This is a genomic window from Virgisporangium aurantiacum, from assembly GCF_016863635.1.
Lineage (GTDB): Bacteria > Actinomycetota > Actinomycetes > Mycobacteriales > Micromonosporaceae > Virgisporangium > Virgisporangium aurantiacum.
In genome coordinates this window covers 57,507-74,621 of the sequence record NZ_BOPG01000085.1, presented here as the reverse complement: position 1 = coordinate 74,621, position 17,115 = coordinate 57,507, and the positions used below count along the sequence as shown (strand labels likewise).

At 68.7% G+C, this 17,115-nt stretch carries 20 protein-coding genes and 1 pseudogene; 11 read left to right on the top strand and 10 right to left on the bottom strand.

Translation table 11 applies throughout. The features are described 5' to 3' along the window. Nucleotides 1-24 precede the first annotated feature (24 nt). Nucleotides 25-732, bottom strand: a complete 708-nt coding sequence (locus tag Vau01_RS52505) for a hypothetical protein (RefSeq protein ID WP_204009007.1) — start codon at nucleotides 730-732, stop codon at nucleotides 25-27. A gap of 271 nt (nucleotides 733-1,003) precedes the next feature. Between Vau01_RS52505 and Vau01_RS65490 the strand changes: the two genes are divergently transcribed. From Vau01_RS65490 to Vau01_RS52480, 6 genes are all read left to right on the top strand, one after another. Further along, entirely contained in the window at nucleotides 1,004-1,255 is a 252-nt protein-coding gene (locus tag Vau01_RS65490) for a WD40 repeat domain-containing protein (protein ID WP_373320451.1), read from the top strand. Nucleotides 1,256-1,603: 348 nt separating this feature from the next. Next, on the top strand, nucleotides 1,604-2,167 hold the full coding sequence (locus tag Vau01_RS52500) for an RNA polymerase sigma factor (RefSeq protein WP_204009005.1): 564 nt from the start codon (nucleotides 1,604-1,606) through the stop codon (nucleotides 2,165-2,167). A gap of 70 nt (nucleotides 2,168-2,237) precedes the next feature. After that, a complete protein-coding gene (locus Vau01_RS52495) occupies nucleotides 2,238-3,059 on the top strand; it encodes a zf-HC2 domain-containing protein (protein ID WP_204009003.1) in 822 nt (273 codons plus the stop codon). Further along, a complete protein-coding gene (locus Vau01_RS52490) occupies nucleotides 3,056-3,919 on the top strand; it encodes an ATP-binding cassette domain-containing protein (RefSeq protein ID WP_204009001.1) in 864 nt (287 codons plus the stop codon). The genes Vau01_RS52495 and Vau01_RS52490 overlap by 4 nt, the downstream gene beginning before the upstream one ends. Beyond that, entirely contained in the window at nucleotides 3,919-4,800 is an 882-nt protein-coding gene (locus Vau01_RS52485; protein WP_204008998.1) for a hypothetical protein, read from the top strand. Before Vau01_RS52490 ends, Vau01_RS52485 begins: the two co-directional genes overlap by 1 nt. Next, a complete protein-coding gene (locus tag Vau01_RS52480; RefSeq protein ID WP_204008997.1) occupies nucleotides 4,800-5,450 on the top strand; it encodes a hypothetical protein in 651 nt (216 codons plus the stop codon). The genes Vau01_RS52485 and Vau01_RS52480 overlap by 1 nt, the downstream gene beginning before the upstream one ends. A 116-nt stretch (nucleotides 5,451-5,566) precedes the next feature. On the opposite strand, the gene Vau01_RS52475 is transcribed toward Vau01_RS52480, so the two are convergent. The 5 genes from Vau01_RS52475 to Vau01_RS52455 form a co-directional block, all read right to left on the bottom strand. Beyond that, nucleotides 5,567-5,731 (bottom strand): dihydrofolate reductase family protein, encoded by a 165-nt coding sequence (locus tag Vau01_RS52475; RefSeq protein ID WP_204008995.1) that lies wholly within the window; start codon nucleotides 5,729-5,731, stop codon nucleotides 5,567-5,569. A 35-nt stretch (nucleotides 5,732-5,766) separates the two neighbouring features. After that, nucleotides 5,767-6,261, bottom strand: coding sequence for a DinB family protein (locus Vau01_RS52470; protein ID WP_204008994.1), 495 nt, complete (start codon nucleotides 6,259-6,261; stop codon nucleotides 5,767-5,769). A gap of 529 nt (nucleotides 6,262-6,790) precedes the next feature. Then, nucleotides 6,791-8,638, bottom strand: coding sequence for a putative bifunctional diguanylate cyclase/phosphodiesterase (locus tag Vau01_RS52465; protein ID WP_204008992.1), 1,848 nt, complete (start codon nucleotides 8,636-8,638; stop codon nucleotides 6,791-6,793). Continuing rightward, nucleotides 8,635-9,207: a heme NO-binding domain-containing protein gene (locus Vau01_RS52460; RefSeq protein ID WP_204008990.1), complete on the bottom strand. Its 573-nt coding sequence runs from the start codon at nucleotides 9,205-9,207 to the stop codon at nucleotides 8,635-8,637. Before Vau01_RS52460 ends, Vau01_RS52465 begins: the two co-directional genes overlap by 4 nt. Before the next feature lie 29 nt (nucleotides 9,208-9,236). Beyond that, complete coding sequence (locus Vau01_RS52455; RefSeq protein ID WP_204008988.1) at nucleotides 9,237-9,473, bottom strand: hypothetical protein; 237 nt, start codon at nucleotides 9,471-9,473, stop codon at nucleotides 9,237-9,239. A gap of 116 nt (nucleotides 9,474-9,589) precedes the next feature. On the opposite strand from Vau01_RS52455, the gene Vau01_RS52450 reads away from it, so the two are divergent. The 3 genes from Vau01_RS52450 (at nucleotide 9,590) to Vau01_RS52440 (ending at nucleotide 11,664) form a co-directional block, all read left to right on the top strand. Next, nucleotides 9,590-9,982 carry a barstar family protein gene (locus Vau01_RS52450; RefSeq protein ID WP_204008986.1) on the top strand — a complete coding sequence of 131 codons (393 nt, stop codon included), beginning with the start codon at nucleotides 9,590-9,592 and terminating at the stop codon, nucleotides 9,980-9,982. 375 nt (nucleotides 9,983-10,357) lie between these two features. Further along, nucleotides 10,358-10,873 (top strand): SigE family RNA polymerase sigma factor, encoded by a 516-nt coding sequence (locus Vau01_RS52445; RefSeq protein ID WP_204008984.1) that lies wholly within the window; start codon nucleotides 10,358-10,360, stop codon nucleotides 10,871-10,873. Next, nucleotides 10,870-11,664, top strand: a complete 795-nt coding sequence (locus tag Vau01_RS52440; protein WP_204008983.1) for a hypothetical protein — start codon at nucleotides 10,870-10,872, stop codon at nucleotides 11,662-11,664. Before Vau01_RS52445 ends, Vau01_RS52440 begins: the two co-directional genes overlap by 4 nt. A 630-nt stretch (nucleotides 11,665-12,294) precedes the next feature. Here the strand turns inward: Vau01_RS52440 and Vau01_RS52435 are convergent. The 3 genes from Vau01_RS52435 to Vau01_RS52425 all read right to left on the bottom strand — a co-directional run bounded on the left by Vau01_RS52435 (nucleotide 12,295) and on the right by Vau01_RS52425 (nucleotide 14,303). Further along, complete coding sequence (locus Vau01_RS52435; RefSeq protein ID WP_204009040.1) at nucleotides 12,295-12,753, bottom strand: DUF8189 domain-containing protein; 459 nt, start codon at nucleotides 12,751-12,753, stop codon at nucleotides 12,295-12,297. Between the two features lie 301 nt (nucleotides 12,754-13,054). Then, the gene (locus Vau01_RS64100; RefSeq protein ID WP_239152688.1) at nucleotides 13,055-13,198 is read right to left on the bottom strand and encodes a hypothetical protein; all 144 of its coding nucleotides are present in this window, start codon (nucleotides 13,196-13,198) and stop codon (nucleotides 13,055-13,057) included. Between the two features lie 337 nt (nucleotides 13,199-13,535). Continuing rightward, nucleotides 13,536-14,303: a hypothetical protein gene (locus Vau01_RS52425; RefSeq protein WP_204008981.1), complete on the bottom strand. Its 768-nt coding sequence runs from the start codon at nucleotides 14,301-14,303 to the stop codon at nucleotides 13,536-13,538. A gap of 199 nt (nucleotides 14,304-14,502) precedes the next feature. Between Vau01_RS52425 and Vau01_RS52420 the strand changes: the two genes are divergently transcribed. Both Vau01_RS52420 and Vau01_RS52415 read left to right on the top strand, forming a co-directional pair. Then, entirely contained in the window at nucleotides 14,503-14,670 is a 168-nt protein-coding gene (locus Vau01_RS52420; protein ID WP_204008980.1) for a hypothetical protein, read from the top strand. Between the two features lie 263 nt (nucleotides 14,671-14,933). Then, nucleotides 14,934-16,973 (top strand): putative bifunctional diguanylate cyclase/phosphodiesterase, encoded by a 2,040-nt coding sequence (locus Vau01_RS52415; RefSeq protein WP_204008978.1) that lies wholly within the window; start codon nucleotides 14,934-14,936, stop codon nucleotides 16,971-16,973. A gap of 30 nt (nucleotides 16,974-17,003) precedes the next feature. Here the strand turns inward: Vau01_RS52415 and Vau01_RS52410 are convergent. Then, nucleotides 17,004-17,114, bottom strand: a pseudogene (locus tag Vau01_RS52410) (4-hydroxy-2-oxovalerate aldolase); the annotation flags it as partial. Nucleotide 17,115: the final 1 nt, after the last annotated feature.

Sequence of the window (17,115 nt, the reverse complement as noted above, 5' to 3'; positions counted from 1 at the left end):
CCGCAGGACTCTCTCCCTCATGCGTCAGCTGGTCTTCGGTCGTATGAGGCCGACAGTCTCGTCGGCGACCTTGTCGAACAGCTCCTGGCCGACGCTCTCCGGGACCGGTCGGATGCCGGCTACGCCGCTGCCGACCGCGTCGCCGCCCAACAGGTCGAAGATCATGAGAATGTTGCCGAGCTGGAGGACGATGATGCTTTGGCCGTACTTGATCCCGGCAACCTCGACGGGTGCGTAGTAGGCGTAGAAGCCGTTGTCGAAGCCGCTGCTCGCCTTGAGGGCGCCGATCTGGCGGAGCTCGCCCGTGTTCTTGGGCACGCCGGTGAACGCCGAGTAGCCTCTGGACGTGTAGTCCTCCCGCAGGTCCTCGAACCACACCCGCGCTTTCTCGACGCTGAGCTTGTCCTCGAACTTCAACCGGAGGGTGTAGCGCTGCTTGTCGCCGGCGCCGACCTCCACCTTGCAGTCCTGACGATCCGGATTGGGCGTCCGCACTTCGAGCTCGCGGGTCGGCACACCTGCGGTGCGCACGGCCGCGCACAGGTCCGCCGCCGCGGGCACCTGATACGGCCTGCCCGTCGGGGAGGAACCGGGCGTCGCGGGGGTACCGGGCGGGCCGGCGGACGAACTGCCCGCGTCCGACGCAATTGCCCTGCCGCGGCTGCTCCCTCGGCCGTCGCTGCCGCAACCGATGACCACGAGTAGCGCGGCGCACCCGACCGCGATCAGCACCCGGTGCCTGCACACGGTCAGCTTGCGCTTCGTCACGTGACCTCCACCTCGCCTTCCGGTTCCTCAGGCAACCTGCGCCGCCGCAGGACTCTAGGGGACGTCCCCTTTCACCGACATGACACAGCGTCGGCGGGGCTGCCGAGCCAGGCCTGTGACAGGAAGTGAAAGGCCAGGCGGGCGGGGGACGACGACCTCACGGAGCGGGATCGGACGGTGCGCCGGATGTTGGACTGGCAACTGCACACCGCGGTAGCCGCCGACAGCCGGGTACATGGCCGGAGCGTCATTTAGTCCCGACGGGAGCATGCTTGCGTCTGCCAGTGGTACGTCCGTCTACCTCTGGTCGGTGCCTCAACGTTCGCTGATCGCTGAGCTGCCAAGCCAGAGGGGCTGGATAAACGGCGTCGCCTTCAATCCGAACGGGCCACGCTTATCTCGGCGGGTGACGCCGGGGCAACGGTATGGCACGTCAACACCCTCTCTTGGCGCGACCAACTCTGCTCAATCGCAAACCGCAGTCTGACAAGAGTCGTCCAGCGGTGCCATGGCGTGCCTGCGCCAGCCGATGTGGCCGTGTTCGCAGGACATCCGCACGACGTAGCGGCCGGGCGCGGCGGGCGGGTCCACGTCGAGGTAGTGGGAGAACCGGTCCCCGGGGAACCGTGGGCCGGCCAGGTCGTGGCTGGCGATCACCTGTCCGGCTGGCGCCGAACGTGCGCGCCACGCGCGGCGTAGCCGTCGCTGCCGGTCGCGGCCACCGTGAGCTGGAGCTTGTGGTTCTTCACCGCCGGGTCGAACCGGGGCTGTGCGCGATGAAAGAAAGTTCGGCGTCGGGTGATCCGATCCGGGTGCAGCGCGCGACAGTGTGGGCATGCGAGAGCTGTCCGGCCTCAGCGACGTCATCCTTCTCGGCCTGGTGGCCGACAAGGATGAGGCCGCCCTTCGCGAGATCGTGGAGCGTCACTCGCCGTGGTTGCTGCTGCGGCTGCTGCGCAAGACACCGGACCGTGACCTGGCGCACGAGGCGTTGCACGACACCTTCGTGGCGGTGTGGAAGCATCCGCGCTCCTTCCGCGGCGACGGCGACCTCGGGGCGCGGTTGTGGGGGATCGCGATCCGGCAGTTGGCGAGCCGGCTTCGCAAGCGGGCGCAGCCCATACCGATTGCCGGTCTGGACCTTTCGATGCTGTCGCCGACGGTGCGCAGCGCCGAGGACGAACTGCTGATCGCGGTCGAGCACGGTCCGGTGGGTGATGCGCTGCGCTCGCTGTCGCCCGAACTGCGGCAGGTGATGCAGGCAACCGTGGTCGACGGGCTCTCCACGAAGGAGGCAGCCCATCTGCTCGGCATCCCGCAGGGCACGGTCAAGAGCCGGGCGCGGGTGGCGAAGGCAAGGCTGCGCGAGCAGCTGATGAGCCGGGAGGCGTGGTCATGAGCGAGCGGAGCGAGCGAGTCATCAACAGAGCGCCGTGCGAATGCATCGCCGAGCGGAGCGGGGGGATCGCATGAGCTGGCATGTGGACGACCGGGTTTGGGAGGCGTACGCCGACGGGCGGCTCGACCCGGCCGCGGAGGCGTCGGTGGAGACGCACCTCACCGGGTGCGCGGACTGCCGGGCGGCGGCTCGCGGCTACGCGCCGGCGGCGACGGCCGCGACGGTATGGACGGGGGTGCGTGAGACGATCACCGCGCCCGCGCCGTCCGCCCTGGTCCGCCTCCTGCGGCGGCTGGGCGTCCGCGGTGACGACCTCGTGCTCCTGTCTGCCGGGGACTCTCTCCTGGTGCCCTGGGCGGCGGCGGTCGGCTTCGCGATCGCGTGCGTGTGCCTGGTCGGGTTCGCAGGCCTCGGCCCGGTGAACCAGGACGCGGTGTTCCTCGCGATGGCGCCCTTGGCTCCGGTGCTCGCGGTCGTGGTGTCATACGACGCGCTGGACCCGATCCGCGAGGTGAGCGCACCGACTCCGTACAGCAAGCTGCGGCTCGCGCTGCTGCGGGCGGCGGCGTCGCTGGTGGTGGCTCTGCCGGCGACCGCGGCGATTGGGCTCCTCATCCCCGGCATGGACGACCTCGCGTTCATCTGGCTCGCGCCGTCGCTCGGTCTGACGCTGGGCGCGCTCGTACTGCTCACGTGGTGGGAGGCGCCGGTCGCGGGCGCGATGGTCGCCTCGCTGTGGGTCGGCGCGGTCGTCGTCGTCCGGGCGAACGGCACCGTCGACGTCCTTACGGTCCCCGTCGCCCAGGCGGCGTTCGCCGCTGCCGGCGTTGTGCTGGCTGCGGCGCTGTTCCTCCGCACGTCGACGCTGCGGCTACAGGGAGGCGAGCAATGAGTGTCATGGTGAACCTCGACGGGGTTTCGAAGACCTACGGCCGGGCGACCGTCGTAGGGCCGATCACGGTCGATCTCCGGCCCGGCGTCATCGGCCTGCTCGGCCCCAACGGTGCCGGCAAGACCACCTTGCTGCGTCTGCTCTCCACTGCACTGCCGTCGAGCACGGGCCGGATCACGATCGCCGGCTTCGACGTCTGCGCAACGCATGCGAACCGCGTAGCGGCGCGCCGCCGGCTCGGCTACTGCCCGCAGGAGGTGACGTTCCCGCGCGGCATGACGGCATTCGGGTTTGTCGAGTACATCGCCGTCCTCAAGGAATGGAAGGACGCCGACACGCGGCATCGGGAGGTGCGGCGGGTACTCGACCTCGTCGACCTCGGCGACCGCACCGCGATGAAGGTGTCCAAGCTGTCCGGTGGTCAACGCCGCCGCCTCGCCATCGCGCAGGCGCTTATCGGCGCTCCCGACCTGCTCCTCCTCGACGAGCCCACCACCGGGCTCGACCCTGAACAGCGCGCGTCCCTGCGTGGCCTCCTCTCGGGCCTCGCGGGGACGGTGCTCATCTCGACGCACCAGACCGAGGACGTCTCGGCCCTGTGCGACCGAGTGCTCGTCATCGACGCCGGAGTGATCCACTTTGACGGCGCGGTGCCCGAGTTCCTGGCCACGGCAGCCGGCCGTGTCCACCTCGGACCGACAGCCTCCCCGGGCGCGGTCCAGACCTGGAAGACCGGAACCGGGCTGGTCCGGTCCGTCGGGGGACAGCCCGCTCCCGACTCCTCCGTCGTCGACCCGTCGGTCGAGGACGCGTACCTGCTGCTCCGCTCGGCGGAGCGCACGAGACAAGGAGTTGTCTGATGAGCGCGACCATCTCTGATACGGGCTCGACCTTCGGCGTCCTCGCCCGCCAGGAGATCCGCAACTATCTGCGGGCCAAGCTCTTCTGGTTCGGGGCCGCCCTCACCCTCGCCGTCGACGTCACGATGCTCGTCACCAACGACCCGTCGTCGAGCGGGGCCTACATGATCGCGCCGGCGGCGCTGCTGGGAGTCCTCGGCCTCGTCGTCATGTACGGGCTGACCCGTCGGTCCGATCATGCCGCCGAAGCGGCCGGCGCGGTCGCCGTCTCGGAGCGCACCCGGACCCTCGCCCTCGCCTCGGCCACTGTCGTGCCTCTCTCGGTCGCGGTCCTGTCCTTCATCGTCGCGGTCGTCACCTGGTACGTGCACCCGCCGGCCGGCTACGTCGTCCCCCCGGGCATCTCGAACGCCTTCGTGCACGCCCAGATGTTCGGCGACGGTGTGCTGTGCGCTGTCGGCGGCCCGCTGCTCGGCCTTCTCCTGGCCCGGTACTTCCCCAAGCGCGGAATCGCCGCTGTCGCGTCGGTCCTCCTGGTGATCGCCACGATCCTTCTGCAGGGCGGCCTGATCGGGGGCGGACAGCCCTACCGGGTGTTCTGGGTCTGGACCTACTTCCTCACCCAGTCCGCCGAGGGCGGCCCCGGGCAGCACCATTTCACCACCAATCCCGGCAACCCGTTCCTGTGGCTGCTCTATCTCGTGACGTTGTGTGCCCTCGGGATCGTCGTCGCCGTCCGTCACGACCCGGAGTGCGACCGGGCCACGCTCGGGAAGGTGGCGATCGGCCTGATCGTCGTCGCGGTCGCGCTCGGCGTGCTGACCATGACGGTCGGCTTCACCGAGAGCATTGTCAGCCCGGACGTCTGCCCGGTCTGCTGATGCTCCACCACGCAGCCAGGGCGGTCCCGTGGGGACGGGTCGCCCTGGCAGCGGGCCTCGTCGTGGTCCTCATGGAACTGGTCCGCTGGAACCCCTGGGTGCTGTGGCCGTTGGAGGGCGCCGCTGTCGGTCTGCTCGCCGGAGCGGCCGCGTGGTGCTTCGACGAGACGGCGGCGGCGGTCGTCGACACGTCGCCGCGCGGACTCGCCTGGCGGGCCGGAGCCCGCAGTCCCGCCGTTCTCCTGCTCGTACTCACCTGGGTGTTCGCCGTCGCCCGAGGCGGGAACGACGCCACGTTCGGGCATCTCGAGGCCGTCCTCGTCCAAGGGCTCGCGGCGGTCGCGACGGGTGCGGCCGTCGCGTGCTGGCGTCGCGCCCAGGGTGACGCCTCGCCGGGCCTGCTGTTCGCCGCGATCACCGTCCCGGTGGCGACGGTCTGGGCGCTCGTCCGACCTCTCGGCGACCACCTGGCCGTGTTCCCCTACGGCGCCACCTCATCACACGGTTGGCACATCAGCACGGTCGGTTGGGCAGCGGCCGGCGTCCTGGCCGCGCTGCTGCTCATCGCCGCGCTGACCGATGCACCGTGGTGGCACCTTCACCGCGTTCCATGGCTCTCCGACCGGAAGCGCTTGTTCGAGCGCTCGTGATCCACGCCCAGGCTCTGTCGTCTGGCCTCTCGTCTGCGCCACGGGACCACTGGTCGCGAACGGTGATCGGGACGATGAGGACAACCGCGCCCGCAGTGCGTCACCTGTCGCCTGTTTCAGGTGGTGGCGTACTGCGGGCGTCCGGTGGGCCGGTAGATCTGGAGGGTTATGCCCTTCGGGAAGGTTCGCGAGTCGACCAGGTCCAGCGCGATGTCCGGGCCGATGCCGGGGAACAGCCGCATGCCTTGGCCGACGACCACCGGGACGATGAGCAGGTTCATCTCGTGTCGCGGCGGTGACGGCCCGGGAAGTCAGGTCAGCGTCCGGTGGTGCCGTCGAGTCGTTCGCGGAGGATGTCGGCGTGCCCGGCATGCCGGGCGGTCTCGCTTGTCATGTGGGCCATGACCCACCGCAGCGTGTGTCTGTTGCCGTCGACCGGGACGGCGAAGCGGGAGTCCGGGTCGCCAACAGCGCGGATCGCGCGGTCACTGTCCTCGATCGCCGCCCGGTAGTTCTGCAGCACGTCGGCGGCGACGTGGTCGGCCGGAACGGTCATTCCATATTCGTCGTCCGCGTCCCAGGCGGCTCCGACGAGGTGGTGGCCGAACCAGTATCGCTCCGCCTCGGCCAGATGCTGGACGAGACCCAGGATGGAGGTGCCGCTGTCGACCAGGACGCGGCGCAGCTGTTTGTCGGACAGCCCGTCGGCCTTCTTCAACACGCAGTGCCGGGCGAAGGACAGGAACGCCAGGGCGGTGTCGAGTTCGCCGGAGTCGACGCGTGGCACGGGCTCCCGCTGGGTCTCTGCCATGCCGCCACGGTAACTCCAACCGCATGCTACCTGCGATCACTCCTCTCCCGGCTCCTGCGGACCGGTCTGCTGCTCGCCCTGCGGTGCGGCGTGCCGTACGGGCTCCTCACGCAACTCGGCTCACCACTGCCGGATGTCTGCCATGGCCGAGAAACTCGTTGTCCGTGCCGGAGTACGACCCGGCGATCGGAGTCGTGACGCCGGCTGAGGGCGGGACCATTGACGTTGAGGTCATCGACACGTCGTACTCGGAAGAGCGAATCGCGCGCGAGCGGCGACAACTGCTACCGCGGGGTGTACTTGTCGCACGTGGTCGATGCCCGTGCGGCGTTGTATACCTAGTCGTAGTACCACCTACGCCCAGCCGGCGATCACTCAGCCTACGAACAGCGGAAAATGACCTACGCGCGCTGTCTGCGAACCACGCCGCCGGCGGCCCCCGATATCGATCCGGACCGCACCATCGGCAGCGGGCACTGGCCGATGATCACCTACCCCGAACAGATGGCGAAGGTCATCCTGGAGTCAGTCAGGACAGCGGCTGCGTCGGGTGCTGTCTGAGAAGGGCGTCGATGTCCTCGGGTGGAACCGGGCGACCCAGATGGTAGCCCTGCGCATGTTCGCAGCCGAGGTTCTTTAGCAGGATGTACTCGCCGCTGCTCTCCACTCCTTCGGCCACGACCTCGAGGTCGATGCCGTGCGCGAGGGCGATGACCCCGGCGACCAGGCCGGGGTGGGAGTCGCCGGTGGCGAGCCCGATGACGAACGACTTGTCGATCTTCAGTTCGTGGATGGGGAAGCTGCGCAGCCGGCTCAGCGACGAATGGCCGGTGCCGAAATCGTCGACGGCGAGCTTGACGCCGTCCGCCGCGATCTCCTGTAGGCACGCCCGGACGTGCGGGCTGTCGGCCGCGAGCATGGTCTCGGTGATCTCAAGGGTGAGGCGGTCGGCGCTGAGACCGGCGTCGGCCAGCGCCGCCCGGACCTGGCCGGGCAGCGCCGGCCCCAGTTGCAGCGGCGAGACGTTCACCGCGAGCCTCAGGTTCGGCCACTGGCTCACCCGGGTGCACGCCGTGCGCAGGACCCAGTTCCCAAGGTCGCCGATGACCCCGATCGACTCGGCGACGGGAATGAACTCGTCCGGGGAGATGAACCCGCGCTGCGGATGCGGCCAGCGCAGCAACGCCTCCACGCCGTCGATGCGACCGGTGCGGGTGTCGACGATCGGCTGGTAATGCAGCAGCAGTTCCCGGCCGGCGACCGCTGTGCGCAGTGCGGTCGCCAGTTCGAGGCGCGCCAGCGCGGCCGAGTGCATGATCGGCTCGAAGCGTTCGTGCCGGTCCTTGCCGGCGCCCTTCGCCACATACATCGCCAGGTCGGCGTTGCGGAGGATGTCGTCGGCGGTACCCGTGCCGCCGCACGCGGCGATGCCGACGCTGACCGCGATCTGGATCGTCACGTCGGCCGGTGGCGGAAGGCTGACCGGTTCCCGCAGGGCAGCCAACGCGCGGTCGGCGATGTCCGCCGCGGTTGGCCCGTCGGTTGTGACGAACGCGGCGGACGGCTCAGTCCGGTGGTCCGCACCGGGTTCGACCAGGATGGCGAACTCGTCGCCGCCCAGCCGGGCGACGAGGTCGCGGGGGCGGACCGTGCGCCGCAGCCGCTCCGCGACGATGCGCAGCAGTTCGTCCCCGGCGGAGTGGCCGTAACTATCGTTGACGGCCTTGAAGCCGTCCAGGTCGAGCATGAGCACCGAGAAGTGCTCGCAGGTCGAGTCGTGGTCGGGCGCCGCCACCGCCTGGAGGCGTTCGGCGAGCAGGTTGCGGTTGGGCAGACCGGTGAGCGAGTCGTGGAACGCCTGGTGGGTCAGTTCCTCGGCCGACTTCTGGAGGCGGGTGGCCAGGTCGCGGGCCGTCGCCAGCGCCGTCGCCTGGTTCTGCAATAGCAGCACGTAGTCGATCACGGCGTCGGACGCGGCGAAATCGTCAAGGGTCAGGCCCAGCCCCTGCAGCGCGGTGGTGTCGGTCACCCAGGGCGACCCGACGAAGAACAGCATCTGGTCGAGGTCGTCGTGAAGCATCTGGCCGCGCAACGTGACGTGACCGTTGGAGACGCCGCGCAGCAGGAACATCGACCGCGACCGGTTCGCCATCGCCTCGAACGTGGACACCCGTCGCGGCGTGGTCACCGTGAAGTGACTCTCGAACGGGGAGTCGACCGCGAGGGTCGGGCACAGCCGGTGCAACGACGGTCCGAACTGGACGATCCGGAGGTCCCGGTCGAGCACGAGGTGGAACGGGAAGGCCGCGGCGAACAGTTGCGGCCGCGGGCTCCACCGCCGACCAGCCGCGAACGTCTGCGCGGTGTCGAATGTCATCGCGCGTCCGCGAACTCCGCGCCCTCGTCGAAGTCGATCACGAACTCGTCGTGGTCGGCGCCGTCGTCGGTGCTGAGGATCTGCTTGGTGCGGACCTCGAGCCCGAACACCTCGCCGAGTCCGTCGAGCAGCCCGGCCACCATCGGCGCCAGCCCACGGCGGTGCGAGTAGTACTCCAGCCGCAGCTGGTTTGGCCCGATCTGCTCGCACACGAACGACGGTGGCTCAAGGTGCGGCATACTCAAGCTGAGCCGGGCGTGCATCGCGTCGAGATTTCCGAGAAACTCCGGCAACGTGCGTCCCATGGTCTCGAACACCGCGCCGTACCCCTTGCGTCCGGTGTAGAGGATCCAGTGCTTTCCGAACGCCCGCAGCACCTCCGCCGGGGTGATGCCCAGCGTCTCGCTGACCGCGAGCACCAGCCGTTCGGTGATCTCGTCGGGGTAGACGTCCATCCCGACGAACGTCTCGAACTCCACGCCGGCCCGCTGCTTGATGGCAGCCCACAGCTCCTCGCCGCCCAACTCGACGACGAGATCCTGGACACCCTGGTTGACCAAGCCGTACATCTGGCCGCCTCGCCTTCGCGCCACCTTTGTCAGCTCATCGGCCGGCCCCGGCGACATCTGAGAAGTGTCCGGCCCCAGCAGTCCGACGTGAGAATCGCCCGGGCCAGTTGGGCGAGGGCCTGTGCCTGCTGGTTCGGGTTGGTGATCGTGCCGGTGACATGTTCGGCCTCGATGGCCAGCGTTCGGGCCGGGTCGCGCTCGCCGGCTTCCGCAGCGGCGCGGGCAGGTCCGGCGAGCGGGTCGGTAGTGAGCGGTGCTCGCGGCATGAGAGTTCGCGATGATCACACCAACGGATGGTCCGTGCTGTGGCCGAGCCGCGATGAGGGGCATCGCTGACCCCTGCGTTCATACTCGCGTTGTGATCAAGCCGAGTGATCTCCCGGTGCTGGTCATCGACGGCGCCGCCTTCTCCGACTTCGCGGGGTTCGCCCGCGAGTTCACACGTCTACTCGATGACTACATCTGGTCCGGGAACTTGGATGCCTTCAACGACATCCTCCGAGGCGGCTTTGGCACACCGGAGGACGGGTGGATCCTGAGGTGGCTCAACTCCAAGTTGTCCAGCGCCGCACTCGGCTACGAGGCGACCGCCCAACGCTTGGAGGGCCTGCTCGCCACCTGCCACCCAGCCAACCGCGCACGGGTCGAGGCCGACCTCGCCAGAGCCAACAGCCGGCAGGGGCCGACCCTGTTCGACCAGATCGTCGACATCATTCGCGATCACGGTCCAGGCGGCACCGAGTCCGAAGACGGCATCCTCCTGGAACTGGTCTAGCCACACAGCCCTTAGAAATCGGGTTGGGAACGCACCGTAGGCGACATGGCCACGCACCACCGGCATTAGCTGGACCACGTAAGACCGGGCGGATCCGGCCGGTGCGGTCAGAGTGTTCCTGCAGGTCGGCGTGCATGCGCAGCGGCCGTGGTATCGGAGGTCTCCGACCCCTGCTTGCCCTCACCACGAGCCACGCGCCGATCATATGCCGAGCCACTTGCGGCTACTTGTTCGATCTTGGCGTCGCGTCGTCCTCACCCAGTTGGTCGTTTCGGGAACGGTGTCGTGTTGTGGGCCGTCCGAGATTGGTGCCGCCCGCGGTAATCCTGCGGCCGGCCGTGGGCCGTGTATATCGCGAGGGGAGGACATCGGTCGATGCGGGCGGACGACGAGCGGGATTACGTGAGCTGGGTCGGTACGCGGGCGGCCCGGCTGCGCCAGACTGCCTTCCTGATTTGTGGTGACTGGTACGCCGCCGACGATGCCGCCCAGCAGACGCTGACCAAGCTGTACCTGGCCTGGTCGCGGCTGCAGCAGCGTGACGATGTCGATGCGTATGCGTGGCGGGTGCTGGTACACGCGCTGGTCGACGAATGGCGCCGGCCGTGGCGGCGGCGCGAGTACTCCGTCGCCGTCACGCCGGACCACGCGATGGCTGACGCGGCGGCTCGGGTAGACCAGCAGCGCCTGGTTCTCGACGCGCTGGCCCGGCTGCCACGGCGGCAGCGCGCGGCGGTGGTGCTGCGCTTCTGGCAGGACATGTCGATCGAGCAGACCGCGGCTGCGCTGGGCTGCAGTGTCGGGGCGGTCAAGAGCCATACCGCCCGCGGGCTTCAGGCGTTGCGCGTTCACCTCGGGGACGGGCTCGCTGCTAGCGCGGAAGGGGCGTGACGGGAATGGACGACCTCATGGTGCGAGAGCTGCTGTCCACAGCCCTCGGTGACGAGCCGCCAAGCGGCATCGACACCATTGCGGCGCTCGCACGCGGACGCCGGGCCGCCGCCACGCGCCGCCGCCTAGCGACGGCTGCGGGGACGCTGGTCCCGATTGCGGCACTGGTCCTGGCCCTGGTGGCCTGGCCCGCCCCCGGCGGCCGGCCGGATCCATCCGCACCGCAACCGGCCCGCTCAACGGCACCGTCGGCCACGACAGACCCGGCCGGACCGGTGGTCCGCACCTCGGGCTGCGCCACCGCGACGACCTCACCATCCAGGGTCGGACCTGACGGCAAACCGGCCGAAACCGGCCAGGCCACCAACATGGCCAAGCTCATCCCCGTCTTCGAGCGTCTGGATCCGGCAGCACGCAGCCAGTACGCCAGCGTGTACGCCGGAGTGCGGCTCGTGCTCGAGCGTGACCGGATCCAGGTGTTCCGCAAGCCGTCGGCCGACTTCGACCGCTGGGTGCTACGCGAGTTCGCCGCCGACTGCGTCGAGGTGCTGGACGCGAAGTACTCCGATGTCGAGCTGTCCGCCCGGCTGCAGCAGGTCTACAACGACGTGACGTACTGGGGCGACCGGGGCATCGTCATCGGCTCCATGGGCGCCGACTTCATTCGCGGAGTGGTCGAGATCGGTGTCCCCGAGGACATCGACCGGGCACGTCGGGAACTGCCTGCCCGCTACGGTCCGGGCGTCCCGCTCGAAATCCACAAGTCCGACCGGCCGGTCTCTGCGCGCTGAAGCGCGGACCGGCCAAGGAGAGGCACCGCTGCGGCGGTCGCCCAGTCGGGTGGCGGGAGCCAGGCGCAACCGAGCCCGTCGCGCACCACCGCCATACCGGGCCGTGGTAGGCAACTCCGACGGCGTCTCGTCGCAACCAAAAAGACCACTATCGCGGTGTATGTAAGCCGCCCGGCTTCAGGACGGGAACCTCACGAACGGCCTCACAGGCCCCCACCATGTAGGCGCGGTAGGTCCCCGACGCTTCCTGTACGCCGCCGGCCGACGAACGCGCCCACGGTCTGTTGAAGACCTACACCGAAGGTCAGCGCTACGGCCCGCGACCGCGTGGCGCGCCATCGATCGGCTGCCACCGGCGGGCCGCAGACGTCGCGCGTAGCTCCCGCTCGACAACCCCACGGATGGCACCGGCAGGAAGGTGACGCCGGCGATGTCGAGTTGGCACCTCGCTGATCAACGGTCGACATCGATCGCGATTGGATCTGGTGACACGTTTCTTACCGACACCCCAGGAGGGAGGACAGAGAGATGATTGACCCGTGCTGCAGGCGGTGGCCGGGCTGTCGCCGGGTACCGAGGTCGAAGGGCGCTCCGGCGACCGCAGTCACCGGAGCGCCCGCCGTCACCCGATCAGTCGCACCTGACCCAGCCGGTCCAGGAACCGCTGGGGCGGCGCTCGTTGCACCACCTGTTCTCGTCGGTACCGATCACGCGCAGTTTTGGCACGGCCTGGGTGCCGACGAACCCGATGCTGCGGGGGTCATGGGACCGGACCTTCCCACCGAGGGACCTCCAGTCGCTCATGACACCGTTGATGGTCCGCCACCGCGTCCAGACGGCGTAGTCCGTGCCGACGACGTATATCTGGAGGGTTTGGTCGGGGAAGAGGTTGTGCTGTTCGACGTAGTCGCTGAAGTACCGGCCGCCGAAGTTGATCAAACTCCCGTTGTGAGTGATCTTGTAGTTCACACCGACTTTCTCGTCCTCCGGGTGGGCACCCGCCTGCGTCGCCGGTACCCCCGACACGGCGACGGCGGCAAAGGCCATCGCCGCGGCGGCGACGACCCTGCGCATTGACATGAGGGACATGCTGGCTCCCGTTCGATCAGACGCCTGAAAGCTTCGGACGTCGGCAGCGTATGAACGGGCCGTACATGATTCGTATATGCAACGCCATGTCGGTGGATGCGTAGCGGGGTGACAGCGCCTGGGTTGGCGATCGGTTGGGGGAGTGGGCGTAGTGGTGCGGCGCCGGCGATGCCCCGATGGGGCCGATGTGTGTTGTAGTGCGTTTCGTATTCGCGTAGGGCGTGCATGGGTGAGCCGGGTTCCAGATCAGGGTGCGGTCGAGGAGTTCGCGGCGGCAGGTTTGGATCCAGCGCTCGATCAGCTAGTTCATCCGGGGCATGCGTACGCCGGTCAGGACCGTTTCGATCCCGGCGTCGGCGAGGATGGTGTCGATCATGGCCGGGTACTTCCCGTCCCGGTCGCGGACGAGATGCCGGAACCGGCAGCCGGCGTCCTCAAGGTCCATGAACAGGTTGCGGGTGCTCTGGGTGACCCACGCTGGATCGCCTCGGCTTGCCCGCGCAGGAACGTCGCCCACGTCGTGCAGGTGCGATCCGGAGCTGGGTCGATCCCGGCGTTCTTCAGGACTTCCCAGACGGTCGATGCGGCGACCCTGATTCCGAGCGTGAGGAGTTCGCCGTGGATCCTTCGATACCCCCACGAGTCATTCTCACGGGCCAGTCGCAGCACCAGATGCGGATGGACCGCACGATCGGTGGCCGTCCGGCCCGACGCGGATGGGGGGATCGCACCGCCGGTCCCTCGTTCGGGTGGACCGAGACCCGGCTCGAGCGTCCCGCGAGCTACGGCGCCGTGTAGAAGTCGGCCGGTGCCGGGACCGTGTCGCCCTCCGCCGGAACGGTGATCGTGACGGCCCCACCCACCTCGGTGATCTTCAGGTTGTACACCAGATCCTTGCCGCGGTCGGCCTTGGGGAAGACCATGTTGACGGCCGACAGCGCACCGGCGTCGTCCACCGTCGCGGTGAAAGGTAGCGCCGTCGCTTCCGCTCCGGCTGCCTTCCCGAAGGCGTACGCGATGAGCTGAGTGGTTCCGCTGGCAATCACTCTGGTCAGGTCCGCGGTGCCGCTGAGGGTGTTCGGCTGGCTCTGCTGGACATCCGAAGCAGAGCCGAGGAAGCTCGCTCCGAACAGCGGGTCGGCCATCGCCAGGAAAGGGATCGCACTGTCCTTGAAGTTCGGGACCCGCGCATGGAACCACTTGCCGTCGCCCCGAAGCCCACCGATGTAGATGTCGTCGCGGTAGGTGATCAGCTCCGTCGGGGACCCGCCGACGTCGGCAGTCACCTTGACGGCACCACTGGCGGCATCGAGGCTTCCACTGCGCACGTCGCCCTTGCCCCCATCGACCGTGAACTTCAGGTTCTGCTTGCCCAGCCCGATGACGGCCGTCGCGAGGACCAGTTCCGGCTTCGGGCTCGGCGTCGCGCTCTCGCTCACCGCTGGCGCGTCGTTGCCGGCTTGGCCACCGTCGGTCCATATACCGTCGCAACCGCTCAGCGATGCCAGCATCACGCCGATCAGAGGCCCGATGACGATCGTCCGTTTCAAGGTTCCCTCACCTCGTCTCCGCTTGGTCGGCGCCGAGGCTATCGACTGGAATCAACTACGACGCGCGTGATCCATTCATATGGTGTCTGTCATGGCGGCGCGAGCTGGTACCACAGCCGCGGGTTGGGATCTTTGTCCGGTGTGGCGGCGAGACGTGGAAGGGCCGTCGGTTGATCATCGAAGGTTGTGTGGACGATCGATGAATGCCCGACGGCCGCGGCTGTCAGGCGACCTGGACCCCGAGGTGGAGAACCGGGCACGGGAACACGCCCTGTCTGCGGCCAGGGGTTGGCGAACGGACACCGGCCTGTTGGCCAGCTTTCCCGAGACGGTGGAGTGGTACCACGGCCCGCTGGCCGACGCATGACGGGTGAACCTGTCTGCCAACTGATCCGCTGCATGACCCCTCGTCGCGCTGGCCGGCCGCCTGTCCCGGTACAGCTCAGGGTTGGTGTTGGCCTGCCGACCTGTCACGGCGTGGACCGTTTTCGACTCCGGCTTCCGACCGGCTCGCTGGCCCGCGCTCGCGTGGCCACCGTGCTGTTCGCCTGCTTGACCACGTGCGTGTCGTTCAGCCAGATCGGCAGCGTGGCGCACGGACGGGTGTGGCATCTTGCGTCAGCTGTGGCGATGGGTCTGATGGTTGCGTTTGTCGTCGCTGCCTACCGACGCAAGCGGACCGGGTGGCTCGATCCGGTCCTCGTGCCCACCCTGATCGTCGGGGCCGGAAGTGGGCTGATCGACTCGCTCGGCTCCACGGGTCTGACTATCGCTGTTGTCATCGCGCTGTCGATGTACGGCTCGACGCCGATGTGGCTGCTGCGTAGCGTCGGTGCTGTCGTCGCGATCCCGGTCAGTGTGGCGTTGTCTCCGTTCACGGGGAACCGCCCGATCGAGTGGAACTCGGCGACTGTCCTGTCGATCCTTCCGCAGGTTCTCCTCATCTCGATCGTGATCCGGTACCTGTACGTGGTGCTGGTGCGACAGGAGCAGTCGAGTGCGCGCGAGAGCGTGCTGGCCGGTAGTGGCCGCCGGCTGCTGGGGGTCACCGACCTGACGCAGGCGCGGCTGATCGGGGACGAGACGCTCGCCGACCTGGTCGCCGCCAGTCCGGGCATTGTCGCGGCGGTCGCGGTGGAGCGGGACGGCGCTGCGATTGTCGTCGCGCAGGCGGGGTTCGCATCGGAGGTCATCGGCACGACGATGCCGATGGCGGTGATCGCCGCACTCGGCGCCGTCTCGACGTCCTGGTCGGACCCGCAACTGCGGGATCTCGGTCGGCATGCGGAGCAGGTTCGGTCCTGGCGTGGAGCGACGATCGTCGGCAAGGACTTCGACCGGTTCCTGCTGACCGGCGGCCCCCGCGCGGTTCCCGACGGAGTCTTCGACGCCTTCACCAACCTCGTCAACCAGGTGGCGCTGGCGGAGGTGAGCTGCCGGTCCACTGCGGAACTCACGCATCAGGCGCACCATGACCACCTCACGAACCTGCCGACGCGCAAGCTGTTCACCAACGAGCTCATGCGGGCGGTGGACACCGGCACGGGCACCGTGGCGCTGCTCAACATCGACCTGGACGACTTCAAGAAGGTCAACGACGTCCACGGGCACGGCGCCGGCGACGAGTTGCTGGTCGAGGTTGCCCGGCGACTCGCCGAGGTGGGCGGGCCGACGAGCGTTCCGGCGCGGTTCGGCGGAGACGAATTCGCCCTGCTGCTCACCGACGTGGGCGAGGCCGCCGAGGCGGTGCGGATCGCCGAAGGTCTGTGTCTGAGACTCATCGAACCGGTGCGACTCACCGCGGCCACGGTGTCGGTGGGCGCCAGCATCGGTGTGGCGGCCGCCGAGCCGGGCCTGACCGCCGCGGACCTGATCCGATGCGCCGATATCGCGATGTACTCGGCGAAGGCCCGGGGCAAGAACCGGGTCGAACGCTTCACGACCGACCGGCACGGGGCGATCGCCCACCACCGGGAGCTGGAGGAGCACCTCGGCCACGCTGTCGACCGCGGGGAACTGGTGATGCGGTACCGACCGGTGATGAACCTGCAGACCGGGGATCTGGTCGGTGTCGAGGCACTTGGCTACTGGCAGCACCCCAGTCTCGGGATGCTACCGCCGGACGAGTTCATGCCGGTGGCCGAGCGATCCGGGCATGTGTCCGACATCGGAGCCGGCATCCTTGCCGCCGCCTGCGGGCACCTGGCCGGATGGTCGAACCTGCCCGGCGCCGGCGATCTCCGCGTGGGAGTGAGCGTGATGGCTCGTCAGGTGCTGGTCGGCGACCTCGCCGACACCATCGCCGACGTCCTCGCCGCCACGCAGTTGTCCCCTGACCGGCTCATCCTCCAGGTGATCGAGTCCGAGCACCTCGACGACGCGCGGGTGGGGGACCTGCTCCGTACGGTGGCGGGGCTCGGCGTCCGCATCGCCGTGGACCGCTTCGGGTCCACCTCGGGGTCGCTGGTCGGGCTGCGCTCGCTGCCCATTCACCAGATCAAGGTCGATCCCGGTCTCCTCGCCTCCGGCGACGGTCCGATGCTGCAACTGGTCACCTCGGTCGGTGAGATCCTGGGCGTCGAAACCGTCGCCGCCGGCGAAAACGAACCGATGACGGCGACTGAGATGGTGCAGTGGCTGGAGACCCGATCGTCCGTCCGGGCAGGCTGAGGCGGTTCGCGCCTATCCGGTCGTGACCTGGAGCGCGAAGAGATCACAGCCGTGCCCCCAGCCGAGCAGCGTGGCCACTGCCACGAACGGTTCGATCGGGCAGTTGCCGGCGCCGGCGCCGGCCAGCGACGCGTCCACCGGT